This is a genomic window from uncultured Jatrophihabitans sp., from assembly GCF_964252635.1.
Taxonomy (GTDB): domain Bacteria; phylum Actinomycetota; class Actinomycetes; order Mycobacteriales; family Jatrophihabitantaceae; genus Jatrophihabitans.
The window spans coordinates 38,459-51,125 of record NZ_CAXUNP010000003.1; the positions used below are offsets into that span (position 1 = coordinate 38,459).

Annotated in this window: 13 protein-coding genes; 4 read left to right on the forward strand and 9 right to left on the reverse strand. The window is 70.0% G+C overall.

The genetic code is table 11. From position 1 onward, the window contains the following. Positions 1 to 18: 18 nt before the first annotated feature. Together ACFFCA_RS02025 and ACFFCA_RS02030 are read right to left on the reverse strand one after the other, a co-directional pair. Positions 19 to 252 carry a hypothetical protein gene (locus ACFFCA_RS02025; protein ID WP_375481307.1) on the reverse strand — a complete coding sequence of 78 codons (234 nt, stop codon included), beginning with the start codon at positions 250 to 252 and terminating at the stop codon, positions 19 to 21. A 139-nt stretch (positions 253 to 391) separates the two neighbouring features. Further along, positions 392 to 1,045 carry an NAD(P)H-binding protein gene (locus ACFFCA_RS02030; protein WP_375481309.1) on the reverse strand — a complete coding sequence of 218 codons (654 nt, stop codon included), beginning with the start codon at positions 1,043 to 1,045 and terminating at the stop codon, positions 392 to 394. Positions 1,046 to 1,130: 85 nt separating this feature from the next. Between ACFFCA_RS02030 and ACFFCA_RS02035 the strand changes: the two genes are divergently transcribed. Further along, positions 1,131 to 1,334, forward strand: a complete 204-nt coding sequence (locus ACFFCA_RS02035; RefSeq protein ID WP_375481311.1) for a DUF2945 domain-containing protein — start codon at positions 1,131 to 1,133, stop codon at positions 1,332 to 1,334. 33 nt (positions 1,335 to 1,367) lie between these two features. Here ACFFCA_RS02035 and metH read toward each other — a convergent pair whose 3' ends face one another. Continuing rightward, positions 1,368 to 5,162, reverse strand: coding sequence for a methionine synthase (gene metH, locus ACFFCA_RS02040; RefSeq protein WP_375481313.1), 3,795 nt, complete (start codon positions 5,160 to 5,162; stop codon positions 1,368 to 1,370). 247 nt (positions 5,163 to 5,409) lie between these two features. On the opposite strand from metH, the gene ACFFCA_RS02045 reads away from it, so the two are divergent. Continuing rightward, positions 5,410 to 6,339: a PAC2 family protein gene (locus ACFFCA_RS02045; protein ID WP_375481315.1), complete on the forward strand. Its 930-nt coding sequence runs from the start codon at positions 5,410 to 5,412 to the stop codon at positions 6,337 to 6,339. A gap of 63 nt (positions 6,340 to 6,402) precedes the next feature. On the opposite strand, the gene ACFFCA_RS02050 is transcribed toward ACFFCA_RS02045, so the two are convergent. Both ACFFCA_RS02050 and mshC read right to left on the reverse strand, forming a co-directional pair. After that, positions 6,403 to 7,233: a hypothetical protein gene (locus ACFFCA_RS02050; protein WP_375481317.1), complete on the reverse strand. Its 831-nt coding sequence runs from the start codon at positions 7,231 to 7,233 to the stop codon at positions 6,403 to 6,405. Between the two features lie 224 nt (positions 7,234 to 7,457). Further along, entirely contained in the window at positions 7,458 to 8,693 is a 1,236-nt protein-coding gene (gene mshC / locus ACFFCA_RS02055; protein WP_375481319.1) for a cysteine--1-D-myo-inosityl 2-amino-2-deoxy-alpha-D-glucopyranoside ligase, read from the reverse strand. A gap of 44 nt (positions 8,694 to 8,737) precedes the next feature. On the opposite strand from mshC, the gene ACFFCA_RS02060 reads away from it, so the two are divergent. Then, on the forward strand, positions 8,738 to 9,181 hold the full coding sequence (locus ACFFCA_RS02060; protein ID WP_375481321.1) for an SRPBCC family protein: 444 nt from the start codon (positions 8,738 to 8,740) through the stop codon (positions 9,179 to 9,181). Beyond that, positions 9,168 to 9,533: a VOC family protein gene (locus ACFFCA_RS02065; RefSeq protein ID WP_375481323.1), complete on the forward strand. Its 366-nt coding sequence runs from the start codon at positions 9,168 to 9,170 to the stop codon at positions 9,531 to 9,533. Before ACFFCA_RS02060 ends, ACFFCA_RS02065 begins: the two co-directional genes overlap by 14 nt. Positions 9,534 to 9,611: 78 nt before the next feature. Here ACFFCA_RS02065 and ACFFCA_RS02070 read toward each other — a convergent pair whose 3' ends face one another. The 4 genes from ACFFCA_RS02070 to ACFFCA_RS02085 all read right to left on the reverse strand — a co-directional run bounded on the left by ACFFCA_RS02070 (position 9,612) and on the right by ACFFCA_RS02085 (position 12,667). Further along, positions 9,612 to 10,355, reverse strand: coding sequence for an SCO1664 family protein (locus tag ACFFCA_RS02070; protein ID WP_375481525.1), 744 nt, complete (start codon positions 10,353 to 10,355; stop codon positions 9,612 to 9,614). A gap of 92 nt (positions 10,356 to 10,447) precedes the next feature. Further along, the gene (locus ACFFCA_RS02075; RefSeq protein WP_375481527.1) at positions 10,448 to 11,011 is read right to left on the reverse strand and encodes a DUF3090 domain-containing protein; all 564 of its coding nucleotides are present in this window, start codon (positions 11,009 to 11,011) and stop codon (positions 10,448 to 10,450) included. Positions 11,012 to 11,094: 83 nt separating this feature from the next. Continuing rightward, on the reverse strand, positions 11,095 to 11,802 hold the full coding sequence (locus ACFFCA_RS02080) for an MSMEG_4193 family putative phosphomutase (RefSeq protein WP_375481325.1): 708 nt from the start codon (positions 11,800 to 11,802) through the stop codon (positions 11,095 to 11,097). Positions 11,803 to 11,818: 16 nt separating this feature from the next. Continuing rightward, positions 11,819 to 12,667, reverse strand: a complete 849-nt coding sequence (locus ACFFCA_RS02085; RefSeq protein WP_375481326.1) for an undecaprenyl-diphosphate phosphatase — start codon at positions 12,665 to 12,667, stop codon at positions 11,819 to 11,821.

The following is a 12,667-nucleotide window of genomic DNA, read 5'->3' on the forward strand; positions in this document are numbered from 1 at the left end:
CGCGCGTCCGGCGGGCGCTCAGGGGCGCCGGCGCTCCCCGTGCCCGTTCCGGCGGCTGTGCAGGCGGAAACTGGAATCCAGCCCGTAGCAGCGGTCGACGACGATCGGTGCGTCGTACTCCCGGTAGATCCAGACGCTGTCCGAACGCAGGCCCAGCGGCTCGGCCAGCGTGAACGGTTCGCTCTCGGCGCCGTCCGGCCCGATCATGGTGAGCAGGTCGCCCACCTGGATGGTGTGGATCATCAATTGCATGTCTCGGCCCCCGCCGTGTCGTCACTGGCACCCGTTGCGGGTGCCCCTCCCAGTGCCGTCGTGCAGGACAACGAAACACGATCTTCACACGCTTCGCAAGCCGAGACGGGCCCGAAGGGCGCAGGCCTCGTCCGGTCCGTCAGCCGACGAGCGCGGAGAGCGCGTCGGCGATCGGGGTCTCGCCGCCGATCAGCTCGAACTGGTGACCGATCGTGGCCGGCTGCGTGAGGCAGGCGCGCACCACCGCCGCGACGTCCGCCCGAGGGACCTGTCCGCGACCGGTGGACGTGGCGACGGTGACCCGGCCGGTCGGCTCCTCGTCGGTGAGCCCGCCGGGACGCACGACGGTCCAGTCCAGGTCGGTGGCGCGCAGCGCCGCGTCGGCTTCGCTCTTGGCCCGCAGGTAGACCTGGAACACGTCGTCGGAGTCCGGGTCGTAGTCGTCGGTTCCGAGCGCGGAGACGATGACGTAGCGGCGGACGCCGGCGATGCGGGCCGCCTCGGCGAGCAGGACGGCGCCGTCGCGGTCGACCGTCTGCTTGCGCTCGGCGCCGCTGTTCGGCCCGGCACCAGCGGCGAAGACCACCGCATCCGCCGCGGCCAGGTGCACCGATAGCTGCTGGGCGCTGCCGGACTCGAGGTCGAAGACCACGGGCCACCCGCCGGCCTGCTCGACGTCGGCGACGTGCTCCGGGTTGCGGATGAGGCTGACGGGTTGGTCGCCGGCGGCCGCCAGCTGGTGGGCGAGCAGCAGGGCGATCTGGCCGTGACCTCCGGCGATGACGACGCGCATACCGCCACTGTGCACCACTGACCGTCGCGGCGGACCACTGACGTTGCGACGGTTACCGGAGACCGACCAGGGGAATCACCCGCGTATGGCTGATTTCTCCGAAGGTGACCGCGTCTCGTGGAACAGTCCGGGCGGGCGTGCAGAGGGAAAGGTCGTCCGGAAGATCACGTCCGACACCGAGGCCGGTGGACGGTCGGTGAAGGCGAGCAAGGACGACCCGCAGTACCTCGTCGAGAGCGACAACGGTGGCGAGGCCGTGCACAAGCCGGACGCGCTGCGCAAGCTCTGACCGCAGCTCGGAAGGCTTCCGTCCGCGCGGTGGCTACTCGTCGTCGGTGCGGTACCCGAGCACCGGCGACAGCCACTTCTCGGCCTCGGCGACCGTCCAGCCCTTGCGCTCGGCGTAGTCCTGCACCTGATCGCGCCCGATGCGCCCCAGCACGAAGTACTGCGACTGCGGGTGCGAGAAGTACAGGCCGCTCACGGCGGCGCCCGGCCACATGGCCATGCTCTCGGTGAGCTCGATGCCGGTGTTGGCCTTGACGTCGAGCAGATCCCAGATCGTCTGCTTCTCGGTGTGCTCGGGGCACGCCGGGTACCCCGGTGCCGGCCGGATGCCGCGGTACCGCTCCTTGATCAGCGCCAGGGCGTCGAGGTCCTCGTCCGGGGCGTAGCCCCAGAACTCGGTGCGCACCCGCTCGTGCAGCCGCTCGGCGAACGCTTCGGCGAGCCGGTCGGCCAGCGACTCGAGCAGGATGGCGTTGTAGTCGTCGTTCTCGGCCTTGAAGGCGTTGGCCCGCTCTACGCTGCCGAGACCCGCGGTGACCGCGAAGCAGCCGACGTAGTCACGCAGGCCGGTGTCCTTGGGTGCGACGAAGTCGGCGAGCGAGCGGTGCGGCACACCCTCGCGGTGCTCGGTCTGCTGACGCAGCTCGCGCAGCGTCGTTCGTACCGACGTGCGCTTCTCGGTGTCGTACACCTCGATGTCGTCGCCGACCGCGTTCGCCGGGAACAGCCCGAAGACGCCCGACGCGCGAACCCACCGCTCGTCGATCATCCGGTCCAGCATCTGCTGCGCGTCCTCGAACAGCGGCCGCGCGCTCTCCGCCGTCGTGGGGTTGTTGAGGATGTCCGGGTACTTGCCCTTCATCTCCCACGCGTTGAAGAACGGCTGCCAGTCGATGTACTCCCGCAGCTCGCTGAGCGGGTAGTCCGTGAACGTCCGGACGTACTGGGTGGGCGTCGTCGACTCGTGGTAGTCGTCGGTGTGCGTGTCGCGCAGCTGCTGGGAGATCAGGTGCGGGCGCGGCGGGCGGTAGTCGCTCCAGTCGATCGGGGTGTGGTCCTCGCGGGCCTTGGCGATCGGCAGGATGGGCTTGGCCTCGTTGCGCGCGGCGTGCCGCTCGCGCAGCGAGTCGTAGTCGGCGTCGAGATCCGACAGCAGCTTCGGCTTCTGCTTCTCGTCGAGCAGGGCGGCCACGACCGGCACCGAGCGCGATGCGTCCTTCACCCACACCACCGGGCCGTGATAGGCGCGATCGACCTTGACGGCGGTGTGCGCCCGTGACGTGGTCGCCCCACCGATCAGCAACGGGATGTCGAAACCCTGCCGCTCCATCTCGGTGGCGAAGTTGACCATCTCGTCCAGCGACGGGGTGATGAGCCCGGACAGGCCGATGACGTCGGCGTCGTGCTCCTTGGCCGCGTCGAGGATCTTCTGCGCCGGCACCATGACCCCGAGGTCGATGACGTCGAAGTTGTTGCACTGCAGCACCACGCCGACGATGTTCTTGCCGATGTCGTGGACGTCGCCCTTGACCGTGGCCATCACGACGGTGCCGTTCTTGCGGGCCACGTCGCCGGGCTGCTTCTCGGCCTCGATGAACGGGATGAGGTAGGCGACGGCCTTCTTCATGACGCGCGCCGACTTCACCACCTGCGGCAGGAACATCTTGCCGCTGCCGAACAGGTCGCCGACGACGTTCATGCCGTCCATCAACGGACCCTCGATGACCTCGATCGGGCGCCCGCCGCGGTCGGAGATCTCGGCGCGGAGCTCCTCGGTGTCGGCCTCGACGTGCTGGTCGATGCCCTTGACCAGCGCGTGGGTGATGCGCTCGCCCAGCGGAAGCGTCCGCCACTGCTCGTCGGCGACCTCGCGCGCCTGGCCGGAACCGGCGTGCGCGGCCGCGATCTCCAGCAGCCGCTCGGCGGCGTCCGGTCGGCGGTTGAGGATGACATCCTCGATGCGCTCGCGCAGCTCGGCGTCCACCTGGTCGTAGACCACCAGCGCGCCGGCGTTGACGATGCCCATCGTCAACCCGGCCTTGATGGCGTGGTACAGGAAGACGGCGTGGATGGCCTCGCGCACCGCGTTGTTGCCGCGGAAGCTGAACGAGACGTTGGAGATGCCGCCGCTGATCTTGGCGTAGGGCAGGTTCTGCTTGATCCAGCGCGCGCCCTCGATGAAGTCCACGCCGTAGTTGGCGTGCTCCTCGATGCCGGTGGCCACCGCGAAGACGTTGGGGTCGAAGATGATGTCCTCGGGCGGGAAGCCCACCTCGTCGACCAGGATGTCGTAGGCGCGCTTGCAGATCTGCTGGCGCCGCTCGAGGTTGTCGGCCTGGCCGTCCTCGTCGAACGCCATGACCACCACCGCCGCGCCGTACTTGCGGCACAGGCGCGCGTGGTCGATGAACGGCTCGACCCCTTCCTTCATGGAGATCGAGTTGACGATCGACTTGCCCTGGACGTTCTTCAACCCCTCCTCGATGACGTCCCACTTCGAGGAGTCGATCATCACGGGGACACGGGAGATGTCCGGCTCGGAACCGATCAGCCGCAGGAAACGCTGCATGGCGGCGAGGCCATCGATCATGCCCTCGTCCATGTTGACGTCGATGACCTGCGCGCCGTTCTCGACCTGCTGACGGGCCACCGACAGCGCGGTGTTGTAGTCGCCGTCCTTGATGAGATTGCGGAACTTGGCCGAGCCGGTGATGTTGGTGCGCTCGCCGACGTTGACGAACAGGGAGTCGTCGTCGACGGTGAGCGGTTCGAGGCCGGACAGCCGCATGGCCGGCGCGATCTCGGGGCGCTCGCGCACGACGCGACCCTCGAGGTGATCGGCGATCGCGGCGATGTGGTCCGGCGTGGTGCCGCAGCACCCGCCGGCCATGTTGATCAGGCCCGAGGTCGCGAACTCCTCGATCGTCGCCGCGGTCTCCTCGGGCAACTCGTCGTACTCGCCGAAGGCGTTCGGCAGGCCGGCGTTCGGGTAGGCGTGCACGAAGCAGTTGGCGATGCGCGACAGCTCGGCCACGTAGGGCCGCAGTTCCTTGGCGCCCAGCGAGCAGTTGAGCCCCACGATGAGCGGCCGGGCGTGCCGGACGGAGTTCCAGAACGCCTCGGTGACCTGACCGGTGAGCGTGCGCCCGGAGGCGTCGGTGATGGTGCCCGAGATCATCACCGGCCAGCGCCGGCCGTGCTCCTCGAACAGCGTCTCGACGGCGAAGATGGCCGCCTTGCTGTTCAGCGTGTCGAAGATGGTCTCGATCATGAACGCGTCGGCGCCACCGTCGACCAGGCCCCGGGCCTGTTCGAGGTAGGCCTCGACCATGGTGTCGAAATCGACGTTGCGGGCGCCGGGGTCGTTCACGTCGGGCGAGATCGAGCCCGTCCGGTTCAACGGGCCGATGGCACCGGCGACGTAGCGCGGCTTGTCGGGGGTGACGGCCGTCATGGCGTCACACGCCTCGCGGGCCAGGCGGGCCGCCGCCACATTCATCTCGTAGGCGAGCTCCTGCATGCCGTAGTCGGCGAGTGAGATCTTCTGGGCGTTGAAGGTATCGGTCTCGACGATGTCCGCGCCGGCCTCGAGGTACTCGGTGTGGATGCCGCGGATGATGTCGGGCTGGGTGAGTACGAGCAGGTCGTTGTTGCCCTTGACGTCGCTCGGCCAGTCGGCGAACCGCTCGCCCCGGTAGTGCTCCTCCTCCAGCTTGTGCCGCTGCACCATCGTGCCCATGGCGCCGTCGATGACGAGCAGGCGCGTCTGCAGGGCAGACGTCAGCTCGTCCGTGGCGTCGGGGCGAAGCGCGGTGGTGGTCTCGGTCACGAGGCGATCCTCAGGGACGGGTGCAGACGAGCAGGAAGACGGGTGCGGTCGAGAAGGAAACTGAGTAGGTGACTGTGTACGGCCAGGGTACCGGGGTGCCGTACTCGTCTCCTGTCAACGACGTGCGTCCGGCGCCTCATCCCGACGGGGCGGCGGCCCGCGGCGACAGGCCGGGTCGCCAGGTCCTGACCCGGTTCGGCGCCGGTCGTTAGGCTGGTTGCATGGTTGGCCACGGAACGGATGCTGTGTGACCACGTCCGACTTCCCGGGCGCCGCAGGTGGCGGCGTCCCCGAGCAGTTCCCGGACCTCGTGAACCCTGTGCTGGTCGGGGCCTTCGAGGGCTGGAACGACGCGGGCGACGCGGCCAGCGGGGCCATCGAGCACCTCGAGCTGGTCTGGGACGCGGTCCCGCTCGCCGAGCTCGATCCCGACGACTACTACGACTTCCAGGTGAACCGCCCCACGGTGTCGCAGGTCGACGGCATCTCACGACGCATCACCTGGCCCACCACCCGGTTCTCCTACTGCCGCCCGCCGGGGGCTGAGTTCGACCTCGTGCTGCTGCACGGCATCGAGCCCAACATGCGGTGGCGCTCGTTCTGCGACGAGGTGCTCGAGGTCATCCAGCGGCTCGAGATCACGACCGTGGTCACCCTGGGGGCGCTGCTCTCCGACTCACCGCACACCCGGCCCACGCAGGTCACCGGCGCCGCCTACGACCCCGAGTCCGCCGCCCGGTACGGCCTGGAGCGCTCCCGTTACGAGGGGCCGACCGGAATCGTCGGCGTGCTGCAGGACGCCTGCGTGGCCACCGGCATCCCGGCCATCTCGTTCTGGGCCGGCGTCCCGCACTACGTCTCCCAGCCCCCGAACCCCAAGGCCACGCTGGCGCTGCTCCACGGGGTCGAGGAGGTTCTCGACCTGGCCATCCCGCTCGGGCAACTGCCGGAGCAGGCCGACGAGTGGGGCACGCTCGTCGACGAGATGGCCGCCGAGGACGAAGAGGTCATCGAGTACATCCGCAATCTCGAGGAGCGCGACGACGAGATCGACCGCACCGAGATGACCGAGGCGTCCGGTGACGCGATCGCCCGTGAGTTCGAGCGCTACCTGCGTCGCCGAGACCGTGGCGGCGGCCACGCGGGCGGCGGGCCCTGGACCAGCGGCGGCGGCTGAGGCCCTGGCACGGGCCGAGCCGGGGCCCGTCACGCACGGTGACGAACCCCGGCCCGGGATGGATCAGTACAGCGTGATGATCTTGAACATGCCCATGGCGGCGTGCTCCATGCCCGTCTCGTCATCCGGCCAGAAGCAGGCGATGACGTACCTGCCGGCGGGCAGCCGGTAGCTGAACGCCTGCGTCTTGGTGTTCGACAGGACGCCACTGTCGGTGCCCGACTTCAGGACGAATTTCGGCTGGGGGCCAGACATGTTCGCGAAGGCCTTCTTGACCTGCGCATACGTCGTGTTCCGTCGGACGTGCTGCATGACCAGGAAATGCGGCTGGTCGCTGCGGTTGCTCAACCGCATGACGCCCTGCCGGTGAATTCGCGACGGCGAGTCGAAGCCGTAGGTCAGCATCGTGATGCGGCTGTTGGTCGCGACCGTCTTGCGGTTGACCGCAGCCCCGGACACCGTGAACGCCTTGGAGGCACCGTTGTCGAAGTTGACCGCCAGGTACGTGCCGGCCGAGAGGTAGACCGTCACCCGGCTGGGGTGGCCCTTCCTGGCCTCCGAGCCGCCCTTGAAGTTGACGTTCTTGTCCGCCCGACGGATTGCGGCGGCGTCGCCGCCGAAGCCGGCGTTGATGTCCTTGTTGGCGTCGGCCAGCGTGTATCCCTTGTGCAGGCTGGCGATCTGCAGGGTGTGGTCGGCTCTCGAGTGCACCTCGAAGGTCACCCGGCCGGGGCGTAGGTGCGTCCTGCTCAGCGACGTCGACGTGCCCAGGTTCACCTTGACGACGGGGATGCCCTTGGCGGTGGCGGCCCCGGCCGCGCCGGGCACCAGGACCGCTGCTGTCACCGCGGTCACCGCCCCGACGGCGAGCATCGTCGTGCGTGTACGTGTCATTCGTCCCCCATGCGGGTTGGTGCCGAGGCGGCCTTCGCCTCAGCGGCACCGCGAATATGCGACGGAATGATCCACTCGGCAATAGCGCAAATGGCCCCTGTTCACGGGGTGCCGGCGGGAATTCCGATTAATGCCGCGGGGTCGCCCAAAATGGCGCTACGTAGAAAGACGTAATTCTCGAGAATGCGCCAGAAACAGCCCTGCGCCGCCGCCGGAAACGGACCTCAGAGCAGCACGCCGAGGAGGGCGTCGGTGAGGTCGCGCACCAGCGGCCCACCGCTCGACGAATCCGCCGTGCCCGACGACCCCAGGGCGGCGTCGGCCCACCGGTCGACGGCCCGGATGGCGCGAGCGGAGTCGAGGTCGTCGGCCAGCGCCGCGCGGACCTCGGCCAGCACCTCGTCCGCGGCCGGGGCCGTCGGCAGCGCGACGGCCGCCCGCCAGCGGGCCAGCCGCGCCTCGGCGGCCGGCAGTCGGCCGCCCGTCCACTCGCGGTCGGCCCGGTAGTGGCCGTCGAGCAGTGCCAGCCGCACAGCCATCGGGTCGACGTGCGCGGCCCGCAGCTTGGAGACCAGCACCAGGTTGCCGCGCGATTTGCTCATCTTCTCGCCGTCCAGGCCGATCATCCCGGCGTGCACGTAGTGGCGCGCGAACGGCGCCGTGCCGGTCAGCGCCTCGGCGTGCGCCGCGGAGTGCTCGTGGTGCGGGAAGACGAGGTCGGACCCGCCGCCCTGCACGTCGAACCCCATGCCGAGCCGGTTCAGGGCGATGACGCTGCACTCGATGTGCCAGCCCGGGCGTCCCGGCCCGACCGGCGAGTCCCACGACGGCTCGTCCGGGCGGCGCCCGCGCCAGACGAGGGAGTCGAGCGCGTCGCGTTTGCCGGGACGCTCGGGGTCGCCGCCGCGGTCACCGAACAGCCGCAGCATGGTGTCGCGGTCGTAGTGGGATTCCGACCCGAAACCGGGCGCGGCGGACACCGGGAAATACAGGTCGTCGTCGACGGCGTACGCGTCGCCCTGGGCGCGCAGCGCCTCGACCGCGGCGCCGATCTCCGGGATGGCCTCGACGGCGCCGATGTAGTCGTCGGGCGGCAGCACCCGCAGCGCCGCCATGTCGTCGCGGAACAGCTGGATCTCACGCTCGGCCAGGGCCCGCCAGTCCTCGCCGGTGGCCGCGGCCCGCTCGAGCAACGGGTCATCGACGTCGGTGATGTTCTGGACGTAGTGCACGTCGAGCCCGGCGTCGCGCCACTGGCGCTGCACGAGGTCGAAGGCCAGGTAGGTGGCCGCGTGGCCGAGGTGCGTGGCGTCGTAGGGCGTGATGCCGCAGACGTACATGCGCGCCGTGCCGCCCTCGGGCGCCGTCTCGCGGACGGTGCCGGTGCCGGTGTCGTGCAGTCGCAGCGGCAGGCCCTGACCGGGCAGTCGGGGTACCGCAACGCTGGGCCAGGAGTCCATGCGTGCACGCTATCGGCAGGCCGTGACCGGGCAGACTGCGCCGTATGAGCTCCTACCTGGTGTCCGAGCACGCCGTCATCCCCGCCGAGCCGCAGCAGTTGTTCGACATCGTCGCGGACCCGGCCATGCATCCGGTGATCGACGGCTCCGGGACGGTGCAGGCGACGCGCTCCGACGGACCGCAGCGCCTGTCGCTGGGGGCGAAGTTCGGTATGGACATGAAGATGGGCGCGCCGTACAAGATCGAGAACACGGTCGTGGAGTTCGAGGACGGCCGGCGGATCGCCTGGCGGCACTTCAACGGCCACATCTGGCGTTACACCTTCCAGCCCGTCGACGGCGGCACCGAGGTGACCGAGCAGTGGGACGCGACGCACGTCTGGAACCGGCTGCTGCTCAGGCTGGCGGGTTTCCCCTCCCGCAACCGCGCCGGTATCCGCGGCACGCTGACGCGTCTCGGCGAGGTGGTGGCCGGTGACGCTCGCTGACAGCCCGGCGTTCAGCGGGTTCAGTGCCGACGACATCCCGGCCGCCCGCGCGTTCTACGCCGACGTGCTGGGCCTGCGCGTGACGGAGGAGAACGGCATGCTGCAGCTGCACGTGCCGGGCCGCGCCGTGCTGGTCTACCCGAAGCCCGACCACGTCCCAGCGGGGTTCACCGTGCTGAACTTCCCGGTGCCCGACATCGAGGCGGCGGTCGACGACCTCGTGACCAGAGGCGTCGAGTTCGTGCGCTACGACTGGACCGACGAACGGGGCATCAACCGCCGCGGCGGCCCGCTGATCGCGTGGTTCACCGACCCGGCCGGCAACGTGCTCTCGGTGCTGCAGGAGAACTGACCCGCCTTCCCGCCCGGTCCGGTCGCTGATCGGGCGCACATCGCGACCACTGCGAGCGGGAAGCCGGACGGGCGACGGTCAGATCGGCGGCCAGGGGACGGGCGGCCAGTCGCCCGACGGCTCGGGGTGGCGTCCGGTGCTGAGCAGCGTCTCGACGCGGAAGCGGGTCTGCCGCACCTCGCGGCGGGTGAGCAGCTCCCCCAGCCGCTCCCCCAGCTCCGCGTCGAGACCGGTGCGCAGGTCGGCGAGCACGGCCAGCATCTGCGGCCGCAGCCGCGCGCCCGCCCACTGCCACAGCACGGTGCGCAGTTTGTTCTCGACGCTGAAGGTGACGCCGTGGTCGATCCCGTACACCTCGCCGCGCGCGGTCGGCAGCAGGTGGCCACCCTTGCGGTCGGAGTTGTTGATCACCGCGTCGAGCACGGCGATCTCGCGGAGCCGTTCGAGGTCGCGCCGCCGCATGAGCCGCCCGATCTCGACGTCCTCGTCGACGTCGATCCACAGCTGCACCATCCCGGGGCCGGCCGGACCCTCGCGGTAGACGGTGGGCGGGACGATGCCCCAGCCCGTGGCGGCGGAGACCTCGTAGGCCGCCACCTCACGCTCGGCCAGGGTGCCGTCGGGGAAGTCCCACAGCGGACGCTCGCCCGCCACCGGCTTGTAGACGCACGCGGCGGTGCGCACGCCGTCGTCGACCGCGCAGTAGAACGAGGCGTTGGACGCGTCCATCACCCGGCCCTCGATCGACAGCTCGCCCGCGCTGAGCAGCACGAGCGCATCCGGCACGCTGATGCCGGGGCTGTCGTCCGCCTCGAGCGCCAGCGGCGGTGTGAGATCGCCCTCGCTACGCTCGGCCGGCACAGCCCTCACACCTCTGATTCGCTCCGCAAGCGTCGCTCACCGGAGAAGTCACGTCACGGGTTCAACGAGATGCCGCGGCGGTAACCGTTCAGCCGCGTGCAGATGTGTCCGCTCGCCGCGAGCGGCTGGCCGCACAGCGGGCAGGGCGGGCGGCCCGCCGACACGAGCCGGCGGGCGCGGTCGATGAAGGCCCGCGCACGCGGAGGCTCGATGAGCACACGCAGGGCGTCGGGCCCCTCCTCGACGTCCTCCAGCAGCGTCTCCTCGGCGACCTCCGGCTCGTCGGTCGGCGCCTGCGCCTCGATGACGATCAGGCCGGCGTCGCCGTCCCAGGCCAGGCCCATCGCGGCGACCCGGAACTCCTCGTCGATCGGCTGCGAGAGCGCCTCGGTGTCGGTGTCGGTGGCCGGCAGCGCGGTGCCGGTGCGCTCGACGATCTCGTCCAGCAGCTGCTCGAGCCGGTCGGCCAGGACCTCGACCTGTTGCTTCTCCAGAGCCACGGACACGACCCGCGGGCCCTCGACGGCCTGCAGGTAGAAGGTGCGTTCGCCGGGCGTGCCGACGGTCCCGGTGACGAACCGGTTGGGACGGGTGAACAGATACAGCTGCCGCATGATGCTTCAAGCCTAGGACCTCGTGCGGCGCGGCGCCCGTCCCGGGGACGTGATCTGCGGCGGACGTCGCCGAGCCGCCGGCCGGGTCAGACGGTGCCGCCCCCGGTGCCGCCGCCGATCGTGGCGTCCTGGCTCGCGGAACGCCGCTGGCGCTTCTTCTTCGGCGGCGCGAAACCGGCCAGGTCGCTGCCGGTGTCGTTGACCTTGATGACGTACGGACGGGTCTCGGTGTAGCGGATCACCGACACCGAGCACGGGTCGGGTACCAGGCGCTGGTACTGGTCGAGGTGCAGGCCGAGGGCGTCGGCCACGATCGCCTTGATGATGTCGCCGTGCGCGCACGCCACCCACACCGCGTCCGCGTCCAGGCGGGAGTCCCAGTCGCGGACGGCGCCGACGGCGCGCGCGGACATCTCCGTCAGCGCCTCGCCGCCCGGGAAGTGCGCGGCGGACGGTTGCGACTGCACGATCTTCCACATCGGCTGCTTGGTGAGCTCCTTGAACGGCTTGCCCGTCCAGTCGCCGTAATCGCACTCGATGATGCGTTCGTCGACGTGCCACGCGGGCTCCCGACCGGCCGCTCGCTGCGCGTCGAGGATGGCCTGCGAGGTCTCGAGGCAGCGGTCCAGCGGGCTCGAGACGACGGCCGTGAGCGGGACGGCGGCGATGCGCTCGGCGACGGCGGCCGCCTGCTTCTGACCGCGCTCGTCGAGGTGGACGCCAGGCGTCCGGCCGGCCAGGACCGGCCCGGTCATCGCGGTCAGCCCGTGGCGGACGAGCAGCAAGGTACTCACGAGCTCACGGTAGAGCTCACCTGGTCGCGTGCAGGACGCCGGTCGACAACAGGACGATCAGAAGCACCCCGAGGGCGATGCGGTAGTAGATGAAGATGTAGGTGGAGTGGTTCGACAGCCACCGCATCAGCCAGTGGATCGAGGCCAGCCCGACGACGAAGGCGAGCACCAGTGCGACGCCGGTGAGCCCGACGCCCGGGCTGCCGCCCTTGCCGGGGTTGATGGCCTCGTAGCCGCCGGACAGCACCACGGCCGGGATGGAGAGCAGGAAGGAGAACCGGGCGGCGGCCTCGCGGGTGAGCCCACGGAACAGCCCGGCGGTGATGGTCGTGCCCGACCGGGATGCGCCGGGGATCAGGGCCAGGGCCTGGGCAGTACCGACGACGGCCGCGTCGACGACGGTGATCTGCTCCTCCTCGCGGTCGCGCTTGCCGACCTTCTCGGCGGCCAGCAGCACGAGCGCCAGGGCGATGAGCGTGACGGCGATGATCCACAGGTTGCGGGCGCCGGTGGTGATCTGGTCGCTGAAGATCAGCCCGAACACGCTGACGGGGACGGTGGCGAGGATGAGGTACCAGCCCAGCTTGTACTCCAGGCTCGACCGCACCTGCTTGTCGCGCAGGCCCCTGAACCAGGCGACCGTCACCTGCAGCAGCTCGCGCCAGAAGTAGCCGACGATCGCCACGGTCGTGCCGAGCTGGATGATCGCCGTGAACGGCGCGCCGGGGTCGTTCTTGCCGTGGTTGTAGGAGAAGTGCCAGCCGAACAGCGCCGGCACGATGCGCAGGTGCGCCGTCGAGGAGATGGGCAGGAACTCGGTCAGGCCCTGGACGATGCCCAGGACGATCGCCTGCAGCAGCGTCAT